Source organism: Roseateles sp. P5_E1, from assembly GCF_054049335.1.
The window spans coordinates 1-18,216 of the sequence record NZ_JBFUMN010000079.1 but is presented as its reverse complement, the minus strand read 5'-3'; the positions used below and the strand labels follow the sequence as shown (position 1 = coordinate 18,216).

The following is an 18,216-nucleotide window of genomic DNA, read 5'->3' as shown; positions in this document are numbered from 1 at the left end:
TTGCGGGGTCATGCGGCGTTGCCGGCTCGTTATGGGTCGCGACCCACGCCTCGCCAGCGCCTTGCCTGTCCCCGCAACTCACCCCGGCGCGGGCTATGCCCGCTGCCGCACAGGCTCCCGCGAGCAGTTAATCTCGCGGGCCATGCCTGACAGTACCGCCCGCGACATCCTCGTCCTCGCCGCCCACCCCGACCTGGCCCGCTCCCATGCGACCCGCACGCTGCTCGATGCGCTGCGTGCCTCGCCTGCAGCCGACCGCGTCGAGCTGCGTGACCTCTACCGCCTCTATCCGGACTTCCACATCCACATCGACGCCGAGCAGCGCGCCCTCGAAGCCGCCAAGCTGGTCGTCATGTTGCATCCCATCTACTGGTACAGCATGCCGGCACTGCAGAAGCTCTGGCTGGACGAGGTGCCGCGCCTGGGCTGGGCCTATGGGCCCGGCGGCACGGCCCTGCATGGCAAGGACTTCTGGCTGGTCGCCTCCACCGGCGGCGGTGCCGAGGCCTATGCGCCGGGCGGCCACAACCATCACCCCATCGACGAGTTCCTGCTGCCTTACCGGCAGTCGGCCCACACCTGCGGCATGAACTACCTGCCGCCGCAGATCCTGCAAGGCGCCCACCGCGTGACGGACGCCGAGATCACCGCCCATGCCGAGCTGTTCGTGAAGCGGCTGGCGCACTACCCCGAGTGGTGCGAGCACCTCGCCGAGCCGGCCATCGGCGACGAGGAGGCCGTTGCTCTGGACGAGCGGCCACCGTTGTTCTCTACGTTGGATGCCGGGAGCGACGAATGAGCCACGGCAATTGGCTGCAACTGCCCCTCGTGTTCCTGGCCGCCGCCGTGCTGGCGGTGCCGCTGGCGCGCTGGGCACGCCTGGGCTCCATCCTCGGCTATCTCGTCGCCGGCCTGCTGATCGGCCCGGCCGTGCTCGGGCTGATCCCTGAATCCACGGCCATCCCCGAGGTCGCCGAGCTCGGCGTGGTGCTGATGCTCTTTCTCGTCGGCCTGGAGCTGGAGCCCAAGCGGCTGTGGGCGATGCGCCGGCCCATCTTCGGCTGGGGCAGCGTACAGCTGCTGGGCTGCGCGGCGGCGCTTGCTGTGGTGGGCCTCGCGTTGGGCTACCCGTGGCGGCTGACCGTCGTCGTCAGCCTGGGCCTGGCGATGTCGTCCACCGCCGTGGCGCTGGCCGTGCTGGCCGAGCGCAACCTCGGCCGCACGACGGCGGGCGAGAGCATCCTGTCGGTTGCGTTGCTGCAGGACATCGCCGCCATTCCCGTGCTGGCGTTGGTGCCAGTGCTGGCGCTCAGCGGCGCGGCAGACGACAGCGACGGCAAGACCTGGCTGGCGGCGGGCAAGGCCCTGGGCGCCATCATCGTCATCGTCTTTGGCGGTCGCCTGTTGCTGCGGCCCGCGCTGCGCTGGATTGCCCACAGCAAGACACCCGAGATCTTCACCGCCGCGGCCCTGCTGCTGGTGCTGGGAACGGCGGCGCTGATGCAACTCGTCGGCCTGTCCATGGCGCTGGGCGCCTTCCTGGCCGGCGTGCTGCTGGCCGAAAGCGAATACCGCCGCGAGCTGGAGACCGACCTGGAGCCCTTCAAGGGACTGCTGCTGGGCTTGTTCTTCATCGCCGTCGGCATGGGGCTGGACCTCAAGGCCGTCGCCGCCCAGCCGGGCTTCGTGGCGCTGCTCGTGCTGGCCCTGCTCGCCTGCAAGATCCTCGTGCTCGGTGCCATGGCCAAGGCGATGAAGATCCCGCTGGTGGAGCGGCCGGCCTTCGTCATCCTGCTGGCCCAGGGCGGCGAGTTCGGCTTCGTCGTCTTCCAGCTCGCCCAGAGCGAGGGCATGATCAGCGCGGCGCAGAACTCGGCCCTGGTGGCGGCCGTGGCGCTGTCGCTGGCGCTGACCCCGCTGCTGCTGACCGGTGGCGACCGGCTGATGTCGCAGAAGCTTGCCCGCCGCGGCCTCAAGAAGCGCGCCGAAGCTACGCCGCCACCGCCCTCGCCCATCATCATTGCCGGCAGTGGCCGCTACGGTCAGGTCGTCGCCCGCATGCTGCGCGCCAACGGGCTGGAGGCCACGGTGCTGGACCACGACTCCGAGGCCATCGAGAGCCTGCGTCGCTTCGACTGGACGGTCTACTACGGCGACGCGACACGGCTGGACATGCTCAAGACCGCGGGCGCAGCGACGGGGCGCATCCTCGTCATCGCCATCGACGACATCGCGCAGAGCGTCGAGATTGCCGAGCTGGCGCGCGAGCATTTCCCGCAGCTCACCGTCGTGGCCCGCGCACGCAATGTGCAGCACTACTACCAGCTGCATGAAGCCGGCGTGCGCCACATCGAGCGCGAGACCTTCGACGCCGCGCTGATGAGCGCGCGCAGCGTGCTGGAGCTGACCGGCATGGAGCCGCACGCCGCACGCCGCCAGGCCATGCGCTTCCGGCGCCACAACATCGACGTGCTCAACACCATGGTGCCGCTGCAGGGTGACGAAGGCGCATTGATCGCTGCCGCCCGATTGGGCCGCCAGCAGTTCGAGCAGTTGATCGCCGCCGAGCGCGAGGCCGAGGACGCGCACCGCAAGGCCCAGCGTGGCGGCTGGGACAGGCAGGACGCCGCACCGCCTCTTTGAGGGCAGGGTTTGAAGGTGCGCGGCGACAATCGAGTCATGTTCGCCCCATCCCAGCTCGAAGTCCGGCGCTTCTTCTGCGCCACCTACCGCAAGTGGCGCGACGGCGCGCCGTTGATCCCGATGGAAGCCCTTGCAGCGGACTGGATCGCCGAGCATCCGGAGTACCACGCCGATCTCGCCGACGAAGCCGCAGCGCTGGAGAAGGTCTACACGGTGGAGGAAGGGCGCACCAACCCCTTCCTGCATCTGTCCATGCATCTGACCATCACCGAGCAACACGCCATCGACCAGCCCTCGGGCATCCGCCAGGCCATCGACCTGCTGGCTGCAAAGCGCAATTCCCGCCACGAGGCCCACCATGTCGCCATGGAAGCCCTGGGGGAAATGGTGTGGGCGTCCCAGCGAAGCGGCTTGCCGCCGGATGGGCACGCCTATCTGGACAAGGTGCGCCAGGCGGCTACCCGCTGAGCCCGGTCAGCATCGGAATAAATTCGATATTTTTCCGGCACAACAGCTTATTCAGGTCGTTGATTGTTTTCCTTTTCTGAACGACGCGTTGCTGCGGCCCTGGTGTTTCTACCGAGTCGCACTGCCTAGAGTTCAGCCCATGGACACCGCGGTCGCGATGCCCAAGCAAACCAGGCGGAGCTACCCGCCACGGAACTTGAAGGAAATCATCATGAACAAGCTGTCTACCGTCTTTGCCGCCGCCCTGCTGATCGCTGCCGGCGCCGCCTCCGCACAAACAACCCGCGAATCCGTCATCGCCGACCTCGTGGCCGCCCGCAACAGCGGCGAACTGGCTGCCCTCCAAGGTGAGAAGGGTGTCGAAGCGACGACGCCGGCCACCGCCAAGGCTGCCGCCGTCGCAACCGTCAAGCTGCCCCGTCAGGCCATCCTGACGGTCAGGGCGACCGACCTGCAGGTCGAACAGACCGCAGCGCTGGCCGCCGACCATGGCGAGAACGCCGCTCGCGAGCTGGGCGATTTCCCGGCCCCGGTCGTGCGCCGCACCACTGCCCTGGCAGCCAAGTAAGCGGAGCCCCGCACCATGACGAGCGGCCCTCCGGGGCCGCTCTTCTTTTTGGCGCTTGTGGGGCGACAAGGCGCAAAAAAGCCACCCGCAGGTGGCTTCCTGTATTCAGCGACCGATCAGGCCTGGTAGCTGCCGCCGCCGACGCTGCGGCGCTCGGCCTTGCCGCCAGCGCCATACAGGCCCGTGGGCTCGCTCGGGATCAGCACGTCCAGCGCACGATCCAGTGAAGCATTGCCGCGGGCCAGGGCTTCGCGCTGGGCGGCCAGCAGGCCGCCGGCACGCACAAGGCGGTTGCGCAGGGCGCTGGGCACGCTGCCGGTGCGGGCGGCTTCGCTGAAGTTCTGCACGGCGCGGGCCAGGTGCTGGTGCAGCTCGGCGGCATGCTGTTCGATGGCCGTCGCGTCGCGGCGGGCCAGCGCATCACCGAGCTGGTTCAGCGCAGCCTCGACAGCCAGCAGAGGCTGTTCGAGTTCGGTGCCGAGGGTGGACGGAGCGATGGCGGTCATGGTTCAGTGCTTATTGACGCGGCTGTCCAGCAATTCTTGCGCATTTGAGACCAGCTTGTCGGCGATGGCGTTCGCGTTGACCGTGAACTTACCCTCACTGATGGCCTTGGAGATGCGTRCGACCTTGGCGGCGTCAAAGCTGCCGTCGTCGGCGCTGCCACTGGCAGCCAGCTTGGCGGTGTTGGAAATGGCGACCTGGGCGCTGGGCGCAGAGGTCGCGGCTTGGGCGGTCTGACGGACGACGTCGGCCGTGCCGGCAGCCTCGGGCTTGCGCGAGGCGGGGCGCTCGGCCTTGGGCGGGCTGGCGGTGCCGTCTGGGCTGTTACCGATCTTCATGAGCTTCTCCAGGGTGCGGGGCGGGCCCCGCAGAGGGCATTGCAGGGGAGTTTCCTCCTGTATCGGCCCCGGGCCTAGGAACTTGAGCGGGAATTGGCCGGTTTTTCCGGCCAGTTCTCAAGATTCGTGGCAGTTTGCTCATAGCAACACCTCCACGCGGCGTTCGCCGACTGCTCGGCCGCTGGCGACGCGACCACTCTCAAACCTCACCCTGACCTCCTGGCCCTCGATGCCCGCCGACAGAGCCTGCGCCTCGGAGGCGACGGCAAATCCCTCACCCGCAACCCGGACCTGCACGGTCTCTCCGGCGGCAAACCATTGGCGCGACTTCAGCGCCGGCGCGCGCACCGCCTCGGCGGCGCCCAGCGGGCGCGCCAGCGTCCGGCCGATCAGCAGGGCCGGATCCGTGAAGACGGCGCCGGGCTCGGCAGCGATGTCGATATCGGCCACGGCCAGCTGTTCTTGAGACAAATTCACACCAGCCGGCAGCGGGCCGCTGGCGACAACGGCGCGGCCAAAGACGGCAACGCGTATTGGCAGCGTGACATTCCAGCGCGCCACGCCATCGGTGCAGCGCAGGCCGATGCGGCTCTTGCCCCAGACGGCCATGCCGGGCGGCAGATAAGGCTGGATCTGCTGGCAGGGCGCCAGGCGCAGCCGGGCGTCAAGTACGCCGATCTCAACGGCCACACGGGTATTGGGAGGTGCCGCGGCGCGCGCGGCCGTCTCGGCCAGCACGCGCACCCGCTCCACCAGCGCCGGATCAAGCACCGACGCAGGCACGGTCTGCGCCAGGCCGGGATCGGCCGAGAGCAGCATGCAGACAAGGAGCAGGGTGGCACGAAGCATGGCCGCCACTCTAGAGAGGGGCCAGCAGTCCCTAGGTCGGAATTGAACGGCTTTGCCCCCGTTTATCCCGCTCATGTTTTCGGAGCTGCTCCAGACAATTTGCGAGAAGAGCCATCCCGGCCCTTCAGCTCGAAAGCAACCTCGAAAGAGGCCCCCAGATGTTGAACCGATTGACAGACACGCTGAACTTCCAGACCCAGGCGCTCACGCTGCGGGCGGAGCGTCAGCGCCAGCTCGCCAGCAACATCGCCAACGCCGACACGCCAGGCTATCAGGCTCGCGACATGGACTTCGCCAAGGCCCTGCGTGAAGCCACCGGCGAGATCGGCACGCCCGGCGCGATGGCGGCAACGCAGCGCGGCCACATCGCGCCGCTGGCCGGTGCGCGCGGCGAGAGCGGCAAGGAATACGCGCTGCAGTCCCAGACCAGCCTGGACAGCAACGGTGTCGACATGGACCGCGAGCGTGCCAGCTTCGCGGACAACTCGGTGAAGTACGAGGCGACGCTGCGCTTCATCAACGGCGCCGTACGCACGACGCTGGATGCGATGAAGTCGCACAACCAGAGCTGAGGAGGACTGAACCATGTCCATGTTCCAGATCTTTCACGTCGCCGGCAGCGCGGTCAGCGCGCAGAGCCAGCGCCTCAACGTCGTGGCCAGCAACCTGGCCAATGCCGACACCGTGGCCGGCCCGGACGGCCAGGCCTACAAGGCGCGCCAGGTCGTCTTCCAGACCCAATTGATGGGCGCCGGCAACGACAGCGGCAGCGCCGGCGTGCGCGTGACCAGCGTCACCGAGGACCAGACCCCCGGCCGCCGCGTGCACGACCCCAAGCATCCGCAGGCCGATGCCGACGGCTATGTGACCTATTCCAACGTGAACCCGGTGGAAGAGATGGTCAACATGATCTCGGCCTCACGCTCCTACCAGAACAACATCGAGGTGATGAGCACGGCCAAGAACCTGCTGCTCAAGACCTTGCAACTCGGCCAGTCCTGACCGCTGAAAGCCCGCTATGGACATCACCGCACTCAACGGCAGCACGACGGGCACGCCCACCGTTTCCGCCAAGAACGCCGCCGAAACCCAGGACCGCTTCCTGAAGCTGCTCGTCGCGCAGATGAACAACCAGGACCCGCTCAACCCGATGGACAACGCGCAGGTGACGAGCCAGATGGCGCAGATCCAGCAGGTGACGAGCCTGTCCACGCTGGACACCAGCATCAAGAGCCTGGGCGGCCAGCTCGGCCAGATGCAGGCCCTGCAGTCCATCTCGCTGGTGGGCCGCGAGGTCAGCGTGCCCAGCGACAAGATCCAAGTCGAGAACGGTGCTGCCGACGGCAGCTACGAGCTCGACGGCGCGGCCCAGACCGTGAAGCTGGAGATCCTCGGCGGGGCCGGCAATGTCATCGACACCGTGCAGCTGGGTGCCCAGGGCTCGGGCCGCCAGACCTTCTCCTGGCCCGCCGGCACCAAGGTGCCTGAGGGCACTGAAGTCAAGTACCGCATCACCGCAGCCAACGGCGCCAAGGCCGTCACGTCCACGCTCTACGCCCACGACAAGGTGGACGCCGTCTACAGCGAGAACGGCAGCCTCAAGCTCAATCTCGAACGCCTCGGCCCCGTGGACTACACGGCCGTCTCCTCGGTCAACTGATCACCTCTCCCGCAAGCAAGGACTCCCCATGAGCTTCCAGCAAGGCCTTTCCGGGCTCAATGCCGCCTCCAAGAACCTAGACGTCATCGGCAACAACATCGCCAACTCCGGCACCTTTGGCGCCAAGGGTTCGCGGGCCGAGTTCTCCGACGTCTACGCCGCGGCGCTGAACGGCGCTGGCGCCAACCAGGTCGGCATCGGCACCAGCCTGCAGTCCGTCGCCCAGCAGTTCACCCAGGGCAATATCACGACGACCGAAAACCCGATGGACCTCGCCATCAACGGCGGCGGCTTCTTCCAGGTCAGCGACGGCGTGAACCCGACGCGCTACACCCGCAACGGCCAGTTCAAGGTCAGCAAGGATGGCTTCATCGTCAATAACGAGGGCCTCAAGCTGATGGGCTATCCGGCCAACGGCGCGGGTGTCATCCAACCCGGCACGGCCCAACCGCTGCAGCTGCCCACCGGCGGCATCCCGCCCGCCGTGACGACCAAGGTCAGCATGGAGCTCAACCTCGACTCCCGCCTGAAGGCCACCGCCCCCGGTGGCGGCACGGGCACCGGCATGGACCTGAAGGACAGCGCGACCTACAACAACGCGACGTCCATGACGGCCTACGACGCCAAGGGCCAGGACGTCGCCGTGACCTTCTACTTCCAGCGCGCAACCGACCCCAGTGGCGCCGTGCCGCCCAACGACGTCTGGAACGTCTACGCGACTGCCAACGGCACGCCCTTCGATACCGATGCTTCCGGCAACGCCATCCCGCTGGACGCCAACGGCAACCCGACGATCCCCTACACCACCGTCACCTTCCCGCCCACCGGCGGCGCGCCTTCGGCCATCGCCGGCAGCGCGACGACACCGCCCGGCGCGATCTCCATGTCCGTGCCGGCCGGCACCAGCACGCGCGGCAACCCGACGCTGGCGATTCCCGGTATCCAGCTCAACCTGACCGGCGCGACCGAGAACGGCAGCAGCTTCGCGGTGACCAACCTGACCCAGGACGGCTATGCCCCGGGCCAGCTGACCGGCATCCAGGTCGCCAACGACGGCATCGTCCAGGCCCGCTATTCCAACGGCCAGAGCAAGCCGGCCGGCCAGGTTGAGCTCGCCAGCTTCCGCAACCCGCAGGGCCTGCAGACCATGGGCGGCAACGTCTGGATCCGCACCGTCTCCTCGGGTGACGCGGTCGTCGGCGTGCCGGGCGACGGCAACATGGGCGCGCTGCAGTCCGGCGCGCTGGAGGAAAGCAACGTCGACCTGACCGCCGAGCTCGTCAACATGGTGACGGCCCAGCGCGCCTACCAAGCCAATGCACAGACGATCAAGACGCAGGACCAGGTCCTGCAGACCATCGTCAACCTGCGCTGATCACGACGGCTGAGGACGCGCGATGGACCGCATGATCTACCTCTCGATGGCGGGCGCGAAGGCGGCCATGCAACGGCAGGACGTGCTCTCGCACAATCTTGCCAACGTCACCACGAATGGTTTTCGGGCGGAACTGCAGGCCTTTCGCGCCGTGCCGGTGCGCGGCGACGGCGCTTCCACGCGCGCCTTCGCGCTGGAGACCACCATCGGCTACAACGACGCCCAAGGCCCGCTGACGCCGACCGGCCGCAACCTCGACGTTGCCATGCAGGGCAATGCCTGGTTGGCCGTGCAGGCCAACGACGGCACCGAGGCCTACACCCGTGCCGGCTCGCTGGACGTGAACGCCGAAGGCATCCTCGTCATGCGCAACGGCATGCCGGTGCTGGGCGACGGCGGGCCGATCAACGTGCCAGCCAACAGCGAGGTGGCCATCGGCAGCGACGGCACCGTCAGTGCCAAGGCACCGAACCAGAAACCGACCACGGTGGGCCGGCTCAAGCTCGTCACGCCCGAAGCGACCAACCAACTCACGCGTGGCGACGACGGCCTGTTCCGCGCTCTAGAGGGCGACCTGCCTGCCAACCAGGCCGCTCGCCTGCAGGACGGAGCGCTGGAAGGCTCCAACGTCAGCCCGGTCGAGACCATGGTCGCCATGATCGCCGCCGGCCGCCAGTTCGAGCAGCAGATGAAGCTGCTGCAAATTGCCCAGACCCAGGGCCAGCAATCCGCCAAGCTGCTTGGCAGTCAGTAAAGAGGCCCCACCATGATGCGCTCGCTCTGGATCGCCAAGACCGGCATGGAAGCCCAGCAGACCCAGCTGGACAACATCTCGCACAACCTCGCCAACGTCGCCACCAATGGCTACAAGCGCTCGCACGCCGTCTTTGAGGACCTGATCTACCAGAACATGCGTCAGGCCGGCGCCAACAGCACCGACCAGACCACGCTGCCCACCGGTCTGCAGGTCGGGCTGGGCGTGCGCCCGGTGGCCACGGCACGTATCTACACGCAGGGCAATCTGCAGCAGACCAGCAACAACCTGGACCTGGCCATCAAGGGCGATGGCTTCTTCCAGATCCAGCAGCCCGACGGCACGACCGCCTACACACGCGACGGGTCGTTCCAGCTCAATGCCAATGGCCAGATGGTCACCAACAACGGCTACACGCTGCTGCCCGGCATCACCATTCCCGCCAACGCTCAGAGCCTGACCATCGGCAACGACGGCACCGTCAGCGTCACTCTGCCCGGCCAGGCCGCGGCGCAGACCGTCGGCCAGCTGCAGCTCGCCACCTTCGTGAATCCGGCCGGCCTGGACCCCAAGGGCCAGAACCTGTTCACCGAGACGGCCGCCAGCGGCACACCCAACACCGGCGCGCCCAACAACAACGGCATCGGCGCGGTGCAACAGGGCTTCGTCGAGACTTCCAATGTCAATGTCGTCGAGGAACTGGTGCAGATGATCCAGACCCAGCGCGCCTATGAGCTGAACTCCAAGGCCGTGCAGACCTCCGACCAGATGCTGCAGAAGCTGGCACAGATTTAGCTCCCCCCCGTAGCGCTCGCGCGCTCCCCCCAGGGGGCGCGCCWGCGGCCCGGCAAAGCCGGTTCCGCGGCGCCGCTGGATGAGCGGCCTGCTCCGCGGCCTTATGAATGGACAAGTTGTCATGAAAATCGTTGCACTCACTGGACTCCTGGTCGCCACCGCCCTGCTCGCCGGCTGCGCCACGCCCTATCCGGAGCCCCAGGTGGAGCTGGCCCACACGCCGGTCGTCAACCTGCCGCCGGTGCAGGCCATGGCGCCCACCAATGGCTCCATCTACCAGGCCGCTGCCTACCGCCCGCTGTTCGAAGACCATCGCGCCCGCCTCGTCGGCGACACGCTGACCGTCAACATCACCGAACGCGTCTCGGCTTCGCAGACGAGCACCAGCGAGCTGAGCAAGACGGGCAGCCTGTCGGCCGGCATCACCGCGGTGCCGGGCATCTCGCCCAAGGCATTCGGCAGGGCCAGCGCCGAGGCCACATCGGCCAATGACAACAAGGGCAAGGGCAGCAACCAGAACACCAACGAGTTCACCGGCGCCATCACGGCCGTCGTCACCGGCGTGCTGCCCAACGGCCATCTGATGATCAGCGGCGAAAAGCAGATCGGCGTGAACCGCAATGTCGACGTGCTGCGCTTCTCCGGGCAGGTCGACCCGCGCATGATTGCGCAGGGCAATGCGGTGCCGTCGACGTCGGTGGCCAATGTGCGCATCGAGCAGCGCGGCCGCGGCGCTACCGCGGACGCCCACGCCGTGGGCTGGCTGTCGCGCTTCTTCCTGAACCTCGCGCCGAGTTGATCGGGCGGCGCAGGCACACTCAGAAGTGCCCTCTGTGCAGCCATTGCCATTGCCGCTGTTCAGCGCGCAGGCCACGGGCGGTGGTTCGCCGCCAGGACCGGTCAACCCTTCGCGGCTACGATGCGGTGACCGGCGCCGCTGCTCGGCAAAGTCCAGTCATCAAGGGCGGGTCTGAGGCACTTCAATGCGGCGGTCTTACCATTCATTGCAGACGACCAGCGGCAGCCCCGCTGGCTGGTCGGCTGAATTCATTCGTTGACACCCAATGAAATACATCGCGGTTGCTTTGGCCCTATTCCTACACCAGGGCATCGCTTCAGCCTTGTGCATTGGGATGACCCTGGAGAGACAATTCCAGCGCGCTCAGGAAGTGATGATTGTTCGCGTCACCGAGGTGAAAAAGGAAAGTAATAGGCGATACGGTGCTAGGTACGTAGTCCTGGAGTCATTCAAGCAGCTCGAGGTCAATCGAGATGATGTCTACTCCACGTGGGAGCAACACGACATTGCACTGAGCCCAGGTCAAACGTATCTCTTCTTTATTGGAGAGAGCCGTCATGTAGGAAGCTGCGGCGGATCAAGGACGTGGCTGTGGGATGCGCCCGAACCGGATGAAAAGACGGTCGAGACGCTCGATAAGCTGAGACGCTTGCGTGACAACGGCGCCTCGCAAGAATCACCCTGATCAAGCCTTGCCGGCCAGGTAGTCGACCGCCAGATTGGCCAGTGCGCGCACGCCCACCTCCAGCCCGCGCTCATCGACGATGAAGCGCGGCGAGTGGTTGGAGTAGGCCTTGGTCGGCTCGATCTCCGGCGGCGTCACGCCGACAAAGAAGAAGAGGCCAGGGATCAGGCGCTGGAAGAAGGAGAAGTCCTCTGCGCCCGTTGCCTTGGGCACGACCTCGATGCCCATGGGCCTCGGACCGGTGCTGGCGACGCGGGTCAGCGTCGGCACCATCTGCTCGGTCAGCACCGGGTCGTTGCGCGTGACCGGGTAATTGCGCGTGATGCAGACCTTGCACGTCGCGCGTGACGCGGCCGAAATGCCCTCGGCCAACTGGGTCACGCGCTCATGGATGGCCTCGCGCATGCCCTCGTCGAAGCTGCGGATCGTGCCGCGCATCTCGACGGAGTCCGGGATGATGTTCTCGCGCACGCCGCCCTTGATCGCGCCGATGGTCACGACCGCCGGCTCGCGGTTCAGGTCGAGCGTGCGGCTGACGATGGTCTGCAGGCCCAGCACGATCTGCGCCGACGTGACGATGGGATCGATGCCCAGCCAGGGCGCGGCGCCATGGGTCTGCTTGCCCTGCACGGTGATCTTGAGCTTGTCGCTGCTCGCCATCGTCGGCCCCGGGCGGTAGCCGATCACGCCAGCCTGCTGGCGCGAGGTGACATGCAGGCCGAAGATGGCGCTGGGCGTCGGGCTCTCCAGCACGCCTTCCTTGATCATCAGCGCCGCCCCGCCCTCCTCGCCTTCGGGGGGCATCTCCTCGGCCGGCTGGAAGATGAATTTGATCGTGCCGGGAAGGTCGGCGCGCAGACTGGCCAGGATGCTGGCCACGCCCATCAGGATGGCGACGTGGCAGTCATGCCCGCAGGCATGCATGACGCCGACCTCCTCACCGTTCCATACCGCGCGAGCCTTGGATGCGAACGGCAGCTCCACTTCTTCGGTGACCGGCAGGCCATCCATGTCGGCCCGCAGCGCGACAACACCACCGGCCAGGCCGCCCTTGAGCAGCCCGACGACACCCGTGTGGGCGACGCCCGTCTTGACCTCGTCAAAGCCCAGGCTGCGCAGATGCTCGGCGACGACGGACGCGGTGCGGAATTCGCGATTGCCGAGCTCGGGGTGCTGGTGCAGGTCACGCCGCCAGGCGATGACCTGGGGCTCCAGGGCCGCCGTCAGCGCGGCGATGCGCTCGCTAAAAGGAGGCTGGGGGCTCATGAAGAGCCATGGTAGACCTGTGCGGCCCGGGTGTGTGCGGGCGGCGTCTCAGCGATCCAACAGGCGCCCTATCCGTGTAAAGCGACGTTTCAAATCCAACCACTGCTTGCCGCGCGAGCGGTCGATGCGCTTCACGTCGATGAGCGTGTAACCGCCGCAGCCCGTCAGTGTGTGCAGGCCGGCCTGGTGGCTGTCGCTGACCAGATCGCCGGTCAGCCGCTCCAGGCTCGCCTCGATCTCGACCTGCCCGGGCGTCAGGCGTGGAAAACGCAGCAGGCGCGTCGCGCCGCCATAGCCGGTCGAACTGTCCTGCACCGGAAGCGTCAGCACGCCGTCACGGCCGATGAAGGGCCGGCCCGCCGGGCGGGCGCCTTCGCGGTTCACGCGCACCGGGTTGGCGGCCAGTGGCACCCAGGGCCCGAACAATGCCGGCGCATGGGCCATGTGCAGTTCACGCTGGTCGCGCGCTCCCGGCCCGACCAGGGTGTAGAACATCCACCAGTGTCCCTCATGCTCGATGATGGACGCATCCGCCCCGGGCAGGCCGCCCAGCAAGGCGCATTCGCGTTCCCAGTGATTGAGGGACCTGTCGCAGGCGCGGTAGAGGGCGATCTCACCGGCCTGGTAGCTCTCCGGCACCATCCAGGTTTCGCCGTCGTGCTCGAAGACCTGGGGATAGGACAGGTGGAAGGGCCGGTCCAGCACCGTCGACTGGCGGCGCCAGGCCAGGTCGGGGAGGCCGAACTCGTGGCGCTCGATGGTGGCACGCTTGACGCGGTAGTCGAAGGCCTCGACGAACACGTGCAGGGCGTCTCCACGTACCAGGCCGAAAGGGTCGGCCAGGTAACGCCAGCGGCCGGCATCGGGCAACCATGTGATGCGCTCCCGCGCGGCGCTCAGCCGGCGGGCATCGATGTCTTCAATGGGAACAGGGACGATGCCGACCTGCCAGAAGTCGGTGCGCGGCCGCTTGAACATCAAACGTGCCAGGCGGCGTGAGCTTCATCCTCAGCGTCGAAGCCCCTGGCCCGGGCAGCCCGATGGAGCATCACGTCGCGATAAAAGCCCAGCGTGCGGGCAACCGCATTGGTGCGATCGTAGGCCGCCGTCGCGTAACGCACGCTGCGCTCCTGAGGAAGCAGGCTGCGCAGCCGGACCAGTTCCTCGGCCATCGCATGGCCCAGAGCGTGGGCATCACCCACCGGCACCAACCGGGCGGGCTGCCCGGCCAGCATCTCCCGTGGGCCCTGGGTGGCGCTGGACAGCACGGCGCACCCGGCGCGCATGGCCTCCAGGATGGCGAGCGGAAAAGCCTCCTCACGCGACGGTGACACGAAGAGATCGAAGGATTTCAATGCCTGATCAACATCGCTGCGAAAACCCAGCAGGCGCACACGCGAGTCGCCCGCAGCCAGTTCCTTCAGCGCGGCCTCGTCCGGCCCTTCGCCCAGGATGGCCAGCACGGCATCGGCCGGAGCATGAGCCTTGAATCCGGCAATCAGCAGATCCATGCCCTTGCTGCGGTGCAGGCGGCCCACGCTGCCGACCAGCAGCTGGCCGGGTGCCAGACCGAGCTCGGCGCGCAGATCGGTGTGACGGGCGGCGGCCGCGGCGTCGCGCTCCGGCGCCCAGTTGTAGATGACGCTGGCCAGCGCTTCACGCTCAGGCAGGCTCTCGTACTGGGCGCGATTCACGCAGATGAGGCCGTCCATGCGTGCATGGTGATGAGCCTTGTAGCCGACGTGCAGGGTGCCGACGCGGGTCGAAGGCCGGGCGTGCGCGACGGCCTTGCAGGCCGGGCCGAGGTGGCCATGGCAGACATCGGCCGCCAGCCGGCGCGCCAGGTTGGCCACTCGCCAGCCGCGCAGCAGCGGCAGTTTCAGCCCGTGGAAGCGCACCGCGGGAGCCAACGCAGCGGCAACAACGGAATTGGCCGTGCCAATGACGTGGACACGATGGCCCAGTGCGGCCTGGGCATTGGCGAGGTCGATGCAATGCCGCTCACCGCCCGCGATGCGGGATGAAAACACGACATGAACCAGGGTCAACGGTTCGAAGGGYGGGGGCATGGCAGGTCTTGCAACTGAATGCAGCTCGAATCGGCAAGCAAAACTTTACCGATATACACATTCAGAAACCTGTCACCGCCCCTCCGCAAACGGGTGCCGCTAAGCTCCCAATTGCTCTCAAACGTCCGCAATTGGCGGGAATGCGGGAAAACGTTTAGCAGTCCCGGGGAGCCGGCGGAGACATCGCGGCCTCGGTCTATCTACGGCGGGCCGGAAGTCGGGATTGACAGGATCTCACGCACGCAGGTCCAAGGGCTTAGCCGGACCTTGCAGACGGCAACGGAAAATGCCCGACCAAGCGGTCGGGCATCCATGTCCGGATTGCCCCGACAGGGCTGCAGGGCTCAGCGCATCTTGCTGACCCACTCGTTGCGCTGCTCGTCGTAGCGATACATCATCAAAAAGCGCAGCGTCTCCATGTTGACCTGCTCGCGCGTCAGCGTGCTCATGTCGCGCGGCGCCTTGATTGGCACCCAGCTGCCGACGGTGTCGTCGTAGACATTCATGCGCAGGAACTGGTCGCGCATCGCCAGAACCTCGGCACGCGACATGACACCCTTGGGCGGCTCCATGCCGGACTTCAGCACCCACATGCCGGTGAGTTCGTCCCAGCGCATCAGGGCCAGGAAGGTGTCGCGCTCCATCTTGACCTGTTCGCGGGTCAGGCCCTGGGCCTGACTGGGGGCAGAAAAGGCAGCAAGCGAGGTGGCCAGCACGAGGGTCAGCAGGGAAAGGCGTGTCATGTCAGTCTCCAAAAGGGACGGTGGAAGAGAGGTTGCTGTGCTGACTGGGCGCCTCAGTGCTCACAGGTGGTGAGTGGTCGGGCGAAGGTCGCCGGCCTTACAGCCTCGGCGGGGTGTGAAAAATACCCGCGGCTCATGGCGGCCACGACCAATGGTTCAGAAAAGCGGGGCTGACCGCGCCCTTTTCGTCGGCTTCGCGGGCTCAAGGATCCGCAGAATCGGTCGAGTGAAGTACCTGCAAGCCCTCCTCCTCAGCCTGGCCGTCGTGCTGGCGCCCGTTGCCCCTGCCCATGCCGCGCGCATCAAGGAGGTCGCCTCGGTCGCCGGCGTGCGTTCCAACCCTTTGACCGGCTACGGCTTGATCGTTGGTCTGGACGGCACGGGCGACCAGACGACGCAGGCGCCCTTCACCGGCCAGAGCCTGACGGCGATGCTGCAGCAGTTCGGCGTGCTGCTGCCCCAGGGCGTCACGATGCAGCCGCGCAATATCGCCGCTGTCATGGTGACGGCCTCGCTGCCGCCTTTTGCCCAGCCCGGCCAGCAGCTGGACATCAACGTCTCTTCCATCGGCAATGCCAAGAGCCTGCGCGGCGGCACGCTGATCGCCACGCCCCTGCGCGGCGCCGATGGCCAGATCTACGCGATCGCCCAGGGCAACCTCGTGGTCGGCGGCGCTGGCGCTTCTGCCGGCGGCTCCAAGGTGCAGATCAACCACCTCAGCGCCGGCCGCATTCCCGCAGGCGCCCTCGTCGAGCGCTCGGTGCCCACGCCCCTGTCCCAGGGCGACAGCATCCAGCTCGACCTGAACAGCAGCGACTACGCCACCGCGCGCGCCGTCGCCCAGGCCATCAACAAGGCCAAGGGCGCCGGCATCGCCCAGGCGCTGGACGGCCGCGTCGTGCGCGTGAAGGCGCCGTCCACGCCCGACGAACGCGTCGGCTTCCTGGCCGACGTCGAGAACCTCGCCATCGACATGGCGACGCCCGCGGCACGCATCGTCATCAATGCGCGCACCGGCTCCATCGTCATGAACCAGGCCGTCACGCTGTCTTCCTGCGCCGTCGCGCACGGCAGCCTGTCGGTGACCATCAGCTCCACGCCCATCATCAGCCAGCCCAACGCACTGTCCGGCGGTCAGACGACGGTGGCCGAGAAGGCCGACATCTCCATCCGCCAGGAGCCCGGCAGCCTCATCCAGCTGGCCGCCGGCGCGCGCCTGGCGGACGTGGTCAAGGCCCTGAACTCCCTCGGCGCGACACCTCAGGATCTGCTCGCCATCCTGCAGGCCATGAAGAGTGCGGGCGCCCTCAACGCCGAGCTCGAGGTGATCTGATGTCGTCGTCGTTCCAGTCCATTTCCGGCCAGAGCCTGGGCAGCCTTGATGCGCTCAAGGCGCAGGCCTCGCGCGACCCCAAGGCGAGCATCCGTGAGACGGCCAAGCAGTTTGAGTCGCTCTTCATGCAGGAAGTCATGAAGAGCATGCGCGCGTCCACCCTGTCCAGCGGCATGCTGGACAACAACGCGACCCAGCTCGGCACCGAAATGCTGGACACGCAGTTCGCCGGCAAGATGAGCGGCCTGCCCGGCGGCCTGTCGGAGGCGATCCAGAAGCAGCTGCAGCGCCAGATGGGCATCCAGGACCTGTCGCCCGAGAACATCAAGAAGAACAGCCAGACGACGCTGGCCCAGGCCCTGCCGGCACTGGCCACCAAGGGCATTCCCAACCATGTGCAGGGCTTCATCCAAAAGCACGATGCCGCGGCCCGCTCCGCGTCGGCTGCCACCGGTATCCCGGCCAGCTTCATGGTGGCCCAGGCCGCCCACGAGAGCGGCTGGGGCAAGCGCGAGATCACCGGCGCCGACGGCAGTCCTTCGCACAACGTCTTCGGCATCAAGGCCACGCCGGGCTGGAAGGGCAAGACCGTCGACGTGAGGACCACCGAGGTCATCAACGGCCAGGCCGTCAAGGTGACGGCCAAGTTCCGCGCCTACGGCAGCTACGACGAGGCCTTCAAGGACTACGCCAAGCTGATCAGCGGCAACGACCGTTATGCCAAGGTCGTCGCCCAGGCCCAGAACGGCAATGCCGCCGGCTTTGCCCGCGGCCTGCAGCAAGCGGGTTACGCCACCGACCCGGCCTATGCCGAGAAGCTGGCGAAGACCATCCAAACCACCCAGCGCGTGCAGAGCACGCTCATGGCCTGATATGACGCCCCTCGCCCAAGAAGAATCTTGGTCGGTCCCCCGCGGGGACGGCGATGCTTGCCGGTTCGACCGGCAAGCACATCGCCAGCGCGGGCCGGCTAGGGAGCGGCCCGGCGCTCGGCCCGCAAATCTGATGCACCGCAACTGCCGCGTGCGCGGAACGGAGAACTGAAATGGCCGGCTTGCTCACTCTCGGCGCCCGCGCGATGTTCGCCAACCAGGCGGCGTTGCAGACCATCGGCCAGAACATTGCCAACGCCAACACGCCGGGCTATTCGCGCCAGTCCGTGGTGCTGACAACCTCGGCCGGCCAATACACCGGTGCCGGCTTCTTCGGCAAGGGCGTGGACGTGCAGACCGTCGTGCGTTCGCACAACGAGTTCCTGACCAAGGAGGCCGCTTCCTCCAAGGCCACCGCCATGGCCGATTCCACCCGTGCCGAGCAACTGGCGCGCATGGAGAAGATCTTCCCGCCCGGCACCGAGGGCCTGGGCC

General features: G+C 67.1%; 22 protein-coding genes. 15 read left to right on the top strand and 7 right to left on the bottom strand.

Features of this window, described 5'->3' with window-relative positions; translation table 11 throughout:
* Positions 1-142: 142 nt before the first annotated feature.
* The 4 genes from kefF (at position 143) to ACXJKJ_RS28330 (ending at position 3,679) form a co-directional block, all read left to right on the top strand.
* The gene (kefF, locus tag ACXJKJ_RS28345) at positions 143-799 is read left to right on the top strand and encodes a glutathione-regulated potassium-efflux system oxidoreductase KefF (protein WP_457394375.1); all 657 of its coding nucleotides are present in this window, start codon (positions 143-145) and stop codon (positions 797-799) included.
* Positions 796-2,643 carry a glutathione-regulated potassium-efflux system protein KefC gene (gene kefC, locus ACXJKJ_RS28340; RefSeq protein WP_056199115.1) on the top strand — a complete coding sequence of 616 codons (1,848 nt, stop codon included), beginning with the start codon at positions 796-798 and terminating at the stop codon, positions 2,641-2,643. Before kefF ends, kefC begins: the two co-directional genes overlap by 4 nt.
* Positions 2,644-2,679: 36 nt before the next feature.
* Positions 2,680-3,111, top strand: coding sequence for a DUF1841 family protein (locus ACXJKJ_RS28335; RefSeq protein WP_056199117.1), 432 nt, complete (start codon positions 2,680-2,682; stop codon positions 3,109-3,111).
* A 211-nt stretch (positions 3,112-3,322) separates the two neighbouring features.
* The gene (locus tag ACXJKJ_RS28330; protein WP_457394373.1) at positions 3,323-3,679 is read left to right on the top strand and encodes a hypothetical protein; all 357 of its coding nucleotides are present in this window, start codon (positions 3,323-3,325) and stop codon (positions 3,677-3,679) included.
* Between the two features lie 116 nt (positions 3,680-3,795).
* On the opposite strand, the gene ACXJKJ_RS28325 is transcribed toward ACXJKJ_RS28330, so the two are convergent.
* From ACXJKJ_RS28325 to flgA, 3 genes are all read right to left on the bottom strand, one after another.
* Entirely contained in the window at positions 3,796-4,185 is a 390-nt protein-coding gene (locus ACXJKJ_RS28325) for a hypothetical protein (RefSeq protein WP_056199123.1), read from the bottom strand.
* A 3-nt stretch (positions 4,186-4,188) separates the two neighbouring features.
* Positions 4,189-4,521, bottom strand: coding sequence for a flagellar biosynthesis anti-sigma factor FlgM (flgM, locus tag ACXJKJ_RS28320; RefSeq protein ID WP_457394371.1), 333 nt, complete (start codon positions 4,519-4,521; stop codon positions 4,189-4,191).
* Between the two features lie 138 nt (positions 4,522-4,659).
* Complete coding sequence (gene flgA / locus ACXJKJ_RS28315) at positions 4,660-5,370, bottom strand: flagellar basal body P-ring formation chaperone FlgA (protein ID WP_457394368.1); 711 nt, start codon at positions 5,368-5,370, stop codon at positions 4,660-4,662.
* Between the two features lie 158 nt (positions 5,371-5,528).
* Here flgA and flgB point away from each other — a divergent pair, with 158 nt between their 5' ends.
* The 8 genes from flgB to ACXJKJ_RS28275 all read left to right on the top strand — a co-directional run bounded on the left by flgB (position 5,529) and on the right by ACXJKJ_RS28275 (position 11,438).
* Positions 5,529-5,942 (top strand): flagellar basal body rod protein FlgB, encoded by a 414-nt coding sequence (gene flgB / locus ACXJKJ_RS28310; protein WP_457394365.1) that lies wholly within the window; start codon positions 5,529-5,531, stop codon positions 5,940-5,942.
* A gap of 13 nt (positions 5,943-5,955) precedes the next feature.
* Positions 5,956-6,372 carry a flagellar basal body rod protein FlgC gene (gene flgC / locus ACXJKJ_RS28305; RefSeq protein WP_056199131.1) on the top strand — a complete coding sequence of 139 codons (417 nt, stop codon included), beginning with the start codon at positions 5,956-5,958 and terminating at the stop codon, positions 6,370-6,372.
* A gap of 16 nt (positions 6,373-6,388) precedes the next feature.
* Positions 6,389-7,030, top strand: a complete 642-nt coding sequence (locus ACXJKJ_RS28300; protein ID WP_056199134.1) for a flagellar hook assembly protein FlgD — start codon at positions 6,389-6,391, stop codon at positions 7,028-7,030.
* 28 nt (positions 7,031-7,058) lie between these two features.
* Positions 7,059-8,405 (top strand): flagellar hook protein FlgE, encoded by a 1,347-nt coding sequence (gene flgE / locus ACXJKJ_RS28295; RefSeq protein ID WP_056199137.1) that lies wholly within the window; start codon positions 7,059-7,061, stop codon positions 8,403-8,405.
* 22 nt (positions 8,406-8,427) lie between these two features.
* Positions 8,428-9,159 (top strand): flagellar basal-body rod protein FlgF, encoded by a 732-nt coding sequence (gene flgF / locus ACXJKJ_RS28290; RefSeq protein ID WP_457394362.1) that lies wholly within the window; start codon positions 8,428-8,430, stop codon positions 9,157-9,159.
* 12 nt (positions 9,160-9,171) lie between these two features.
* The gene (flgG, locus tag ACXJKJ_RS28285; protein WP_056199143.1) at positions 9,172-9,954 is read left to right on the top strand and encodes a flagellar basal-body rod protein FlgG; all 783 of its coding nucleotides are present in this window, start codon (positions 9,172-9,174) and stop codon (positions 9,952-9,954) included.
* Positions 9,955-10,075: 121 nt separating this feature from the next.
* Positions 10,076-10,753, top strand: a complete 678-nt coding sequence (locus ACXJKJ_RS28280; protein WP_457324130.1) for a flagellar basal body L-ring protein FlgH — start codon at positions 10,076-10,078, stop codon at positions 10,751-10,753.
* Between the two features lie 265 nt (positions 10,754-11,018).
* Positions 11,019-11,438, top strand: a complete 420-nt coding sequence (locus tag ACXJKJ_RS28275; RefSeq protein ID WP_457324131.1) for a hypothetical protein — start codon at positions 11,019-11,021, stop codon at positions 11,436-11,438.
* Here ACXJKJ_RS28275 and ACXJKJ_RS28270 read toward each other — a convergent pair whose 3' ends face one another.
* The 4 genes from ACXJKJ_RS28270 to ACXJKJ_RS28255 all read right to left on the bottom strand — a co-directional run bounded on the left by ACXJKJ_RS28270 (position 11,439) and on the right by ACXJKJ_RS28255 (position 15,516).
* On the bottom strand, positions 11,439-12,704 hold the full coding sequence (locus ACXJKJ_RS28270) for an amidohydrolase (RefSeq protein WP_457394359.1): 1,266 nt from the start codon (positions 12,702-12,704) through the stop codon (positions 11,439-11,441).
* A gap of 48 nt (positions 12,705-12,752) precedes the next feature.
* Positions 12,753-13,682, bottom strand: a complete 930-nt coding sequence (locus tag ACXJKJ_RS28265; RefSeq protein WP_056199157.1) for a glucosamine inositolphosphorylceramide transferase family protein — start codon at positions 13,680-13,682, stop codon at positions 12,753-12,755.
* On the bottom strand, positions 13,682-14,773 hold the full coding sequence (locus ACXJKJ_RS28260) for a glycosyltransferase (protein ID WP_457394356.1): 1,092 nt from the start codon (positions 14,771-14,773) through the stop codon (positions 13,682-13,684). Before ACXJKJ_RS28260 ends, ACXJKJ_RS28265 begins: the two co-directional genes overlap by 1 nt.
* 344 nt (positions 14,774-15,117) lie before the next feature.
* A complete protein-coding gene (locus ACXJKJ_RS28255) occupies positions 15,118-15,516 on the bottom strand; it encodes a DUF4148 domain-containing protein (protein WP_056199163.1) in 399 nt (132 codons plus the stop codon).
* Positions 15,517-15,667: 151 nt separating this feature from the next.
* Between ACXJKJ_RS28255 and ACXJKJ_RS28250 the strand changes: the two genes are divergently transcribed.
* From ACXJKJ_RS28250 to ACXJKJ_RS28240, 3 genes are all read left to right on the top strand, one after another.
* The gene (locus ACXJKJ_RS28250) at positions 15,668-16,849 is read left to right on the top strand and encodes a flagellar basal body P-ring protein FlgI (RefSeq protein ID WP_457354231.1); all 1,182 of its coding nucleotides are present in this window, start codon (positions 15,668-15,670) and stop codon (positions 16,847-16,849) included.
* Complete coding sequence (gene flgJ / locus ACXJKJ_RS28245) at positions 16,849-17,721, top strand: flagellar assembly peptidoglycan hydrolase FlgJ (protein WP_056199166.1); 873 nt, start codon at positions 16,849-16,851, stop codon at positions 17,719-17,721. The genes ACXJKJ_RS28250 and flgJ overlap by 1 nt, the downstream gene beginning before the upstream one ends.
* Before the next feature lie 173 nt (positions 17,722-17,894).
* A partial coding sequence (locus ACXJKJ_RS28240; protein ID WP_457394353.1) for a flagellar basal body protein occupies positions 17,895-18,216 on the top strand: 322 nt, incomplete at its 3' end.